Annotated in this window: 3 protein-coding genes; all 3 read left to right on the top strand. The window is 71.0% G+C overall.

Annotation, left to right across the window (positions count from 1 at the left end; all coding sequences use genetic code 11):
* Positions 1-803, top strand: an 803-nt coding sequence (locus tag RWX45_RS08795; protein WP_316023354.1) for a phosphotransferase, incomplete at its 5' end; no start/stop codon positions are given.
* Between the two features lie 72 nt (positions 804-875).
* Positions 876-2,354, top strand: coding sequence for a HAMP domain-containing sensor histidine kinase (locus RWX45_RS08790; RefSeq protein WP_316023353.1), 1,479 nt, complete (start codon positions 876-878; stop codon positions 2,352-2,354).
* Positions 2,351-3,013, top strand: a complete 663-nt coding sequence (locus tag RWX45_RS08785; RefSeq protein WP_316023352.1) for a response regulator transcription factor — start codon at positions 2,351-2,353, stop codon at positions 3,011-3,013. The genes RWX45_RS08790 and RWX45_RS08785 overlap by 4 nt, the downstream gene beginning before the upstream one ends.
* The last annotated feature ends 189 nt before the right edge of the window (positions 3,014-3,202 follow it).

Genomic DNA, 3,202 nt, shown 5'->3' with positions numbered 1-3,202 from the left:
TCGGCACCGATCGGGTCCGCAAGCTCGTGCGTCCCGGGCGCGCCCGGCGGCTGGCCAACCCGGACGCGGCCCGACCGTTCACGCGGGCCGGGCTGCGCATCGCCCGCGTCCTGGAACGCTCGCCGGCCCGCCTGGATCTGGAGCTGCTGCCGGGCCGCTCCCTTCATGACCTGGGGGATGCGGGCCTGCCCGCCTGGGAGCGCTTCGCCCAGCTGTGGCCGGGGGCCGTCCAGCCACAGCCGCTGCCGGCGCACACGGGCGCGGATGAGGCCGCGGTGCTGGACGGCTGGTTCCACCGCGCAGACGGCGTCGGCGGGCTCGACCTGCTCGGGGCGCCACGGCGGCACCTCGAGGCCGCCGTCAACCGGGTATGCGCGCTGCTGCAGGAAGAGGGCGAGCCGCTGGCGGCCTGCCACCGGGATCTGCACGACGGCCAACTGCTGTGGGACGGCCGGACCCTGTCCTTGCTGGATCTGGACACCGCCGCCGCGGCGGAACCCGCCCTGGATCTGGGCAACCTGGCCGCACATGTCGACCTCATGCGCGTCCAGGGGCAACTGGGCGGGCCAGCGTATACGCGCATCGGCCGGCTCCTGGATGACGTGGCGGCCCGGGTGTCCACCGAGCCACGCCTGGCCGTCTACTACCTGGCGTCCCGCCTGCGGCTGGGATTCGTCCACGCCTTCCGCCCCGGCGCCAGCGCATGGCTGCCCGCCTGGACGGACGGCTCCCTGCGCCTGGCCGCCTCACCGGCCGCCTGGGCGGCACGCGGTGCGGCGGCGCGGCAAGCGCCCGGTGTCTGAATGTCTGCAGGAGCCCCGAAGCGTGGTGGCGACGGGGAGCGCAAGTGGGAGCCGGCCGGGCACAATAGGTGCGTGAAGGTCACCGCGCCGTTCTCCCGGGCGACCATCCGCACCCGGATCATGTGGACAATCGTCCTGGTTGCGTTGGTGGCGCTGGCGACTTCCGGCGCCGCCGTGTGGGTGCTGGACCTGCGCAGCACGCATGCCGACATTGACGACCGGCTCGTCTTGGCCCGTCAGGAGCTGCGGCGCCTGGCCGACGAGGGCATCGACCCCGCCTCCGGGCGTCCCCTGGCCGATCCGGCCCAGGTCCTGCACACCTATATGCAGCGCTCTGTCCTGGACGCAGAGGAAGGGCAGCTGGGCATCGTCGGCGGGGCCGTGCACTGGGTGTCCGCCGAGGGCATCGACCTACGGCCCGAGGAGGACGCCGAACTGGTTGAGCGATTGCTTCCCCTGGCCGACGCGGACGTCTCCACCATCACCACCATTGACACGACCGCCGGGCACTACCGCGTCCTGGTGGTGCCGATATCCGACGGCACGACGACGGCGGCCCTGGTCCGCGCCGTCGACCTGGATGCGGCGGAGGCGGGCCTGCGGCGCACCATGCGCCTGTACGCGGCAGCGGCGACAGTCACCGTCATCCTGGTGACGGCGTTGGCGTGGCTGGGTATCGGCCGGCTGCTGCGCCCCATATGGGAACTGCGCAACGCCACCGAGTCCATTGACGAGCGCGACCTGACCACCCGGGTGCGGGTGCGCGGCCGCGACGACCTGTCGGGGCTGGCCGCGGCCGTCAACCGCATGCTCGACCGGGTGCAGCGGTCCGTGGAGGGGCAGCGCGAGCTGCTCGACGACGTCGGGCACGAGCTGCGCACCCCGATCACGGTGGTGCGCGGACACCTCGAACTCATTGACGCCGACGACCCCGAGGACGTACGCCAGACCACGGAGCTGGCCCTGGACGAGCTGGACCGCATGGGCACGCTCGTGGGCGACCTGCTCGAACTCGCCCGCAGCTCCCAAAGCGACTTCGTGGTCCCCGAGCCCACGGACACGGAGAACCTCACCCTGCAGGTCTTCGACAAGGCACGCGCCCTGGGGGAACGGCGGTGGCGGCTGGCAGAGTGCGCCACCGGCACCGTGCTCCTCGATCCGGCCCGCGTCACCCAGGCCTGGCTGCAGCTGGCCGCCAATGCGGTCAAGTACTCCGAGGAGGATTCGCGAATCACCCTCGGCTCGGGGATCACCGACACCGAGCTGCGCCTGTGGGTGAAGGACGAGGGCATCGGGATCGCCGAAGCGGACCTGGATCGGGTGCGCCGTCGTTTCGCGCGCACCGTGCAGGCCCAGCGCCGTTCTTCCGGCTCCGGGCTGGGGCTGAGCATCGTGGAGAACATCGTTTCCGCTCACGGTGGCGCGCTCGACATAGCCTCGGAGGTTGGGAGAGGATCAACCTTCACGCTGCGTCTACCTGTGACATCCCCTGACAATCCCCGATCCGGCGCGGCAGAAGGAGTCGGGCAATCGCCCATGAGCACCCTATGAGCACTGTACTGATTGTGGAGGACGAGGCCCGCATCACCTCCTTCCTCACCAAGGGCCTCAAGGCCGCGGGATTCGTACCCAAGGCGGTGGACAACGGCGCGGACGCCATCGAGATGGCCCTACTGGGGGACGCCGACATCATCCTGCTGGATGTTGGGCTGCCGGATATCGACGGGTTCGAGGTGCTGGAGCGGCTGCGCGGGCAGGGGGTGAGGACGCCGGTCATCATGCTCACGGCGCGCTCCTCCGTCGCCGATCGGGTGGCGGGCCTGGAGGGGGGCGCCGACGATTACCTTCCCAAGCCCTTCGCCTTCGACGAACTCGTCGCTCGGATTCGGCTGCGCCTGCGGCCGCGTGAAGCACCCGCCACCGAGCCCGGCGTCATTGAGCACGGCGATCTGGCCCTGGACCTGCGCACGCGGCGGGTGCAGGTGGGTGGGCAGTGGGTGGATCTGTCGGCGCGGGAGTTCGCGCTCGCCGAGGTCTTCCTGCGTCACCCCGGTCAGGTGCTCAGCCGCGAGCAGCTGCTCGCCAATGTGTGGGGGCTGGACTTCGATCCCGGCTCGAACGTCGTGGACGTGTACGTGTCCTACCTGCGGGGCAAGCTCGGTAAGGACCGGTTGGAGACGGTCAGAGGAGTCGGCTACCGGCTCGTGTGACGAGGTCGCGGGCGGGCGTGGGCTGTGTTCCTCAGCCGGCGCTGCCCGGGCGCGTCAGTCGTCGTCGGAGTCGTCGTCATCGGAGTCGGTGTCGGTGTCCGCGTCGTCGTCGGTGTCATCGTCGGTGTCCTGCTGCGGCGAGACCGCCTGCGGCGGGGCCGGCTGGATCACCTCGGGAGCGTCGTCGTC

It is taken from the genome of Actinomyces sp. MRS3W, assembly GCF_032465695.1.
In the GTDB taxonomy this organism is placed as follows: Bacteria; Actinomycetota; Actinomycetes; order Actinomycetales; family Actinomycetaceae; genus Actinomyces.
The sequence above is the reverse complement of the archived record's forward strand: the minus strand, read 5'-3'. Positions and strand labels throughout refer to the sequence as shown.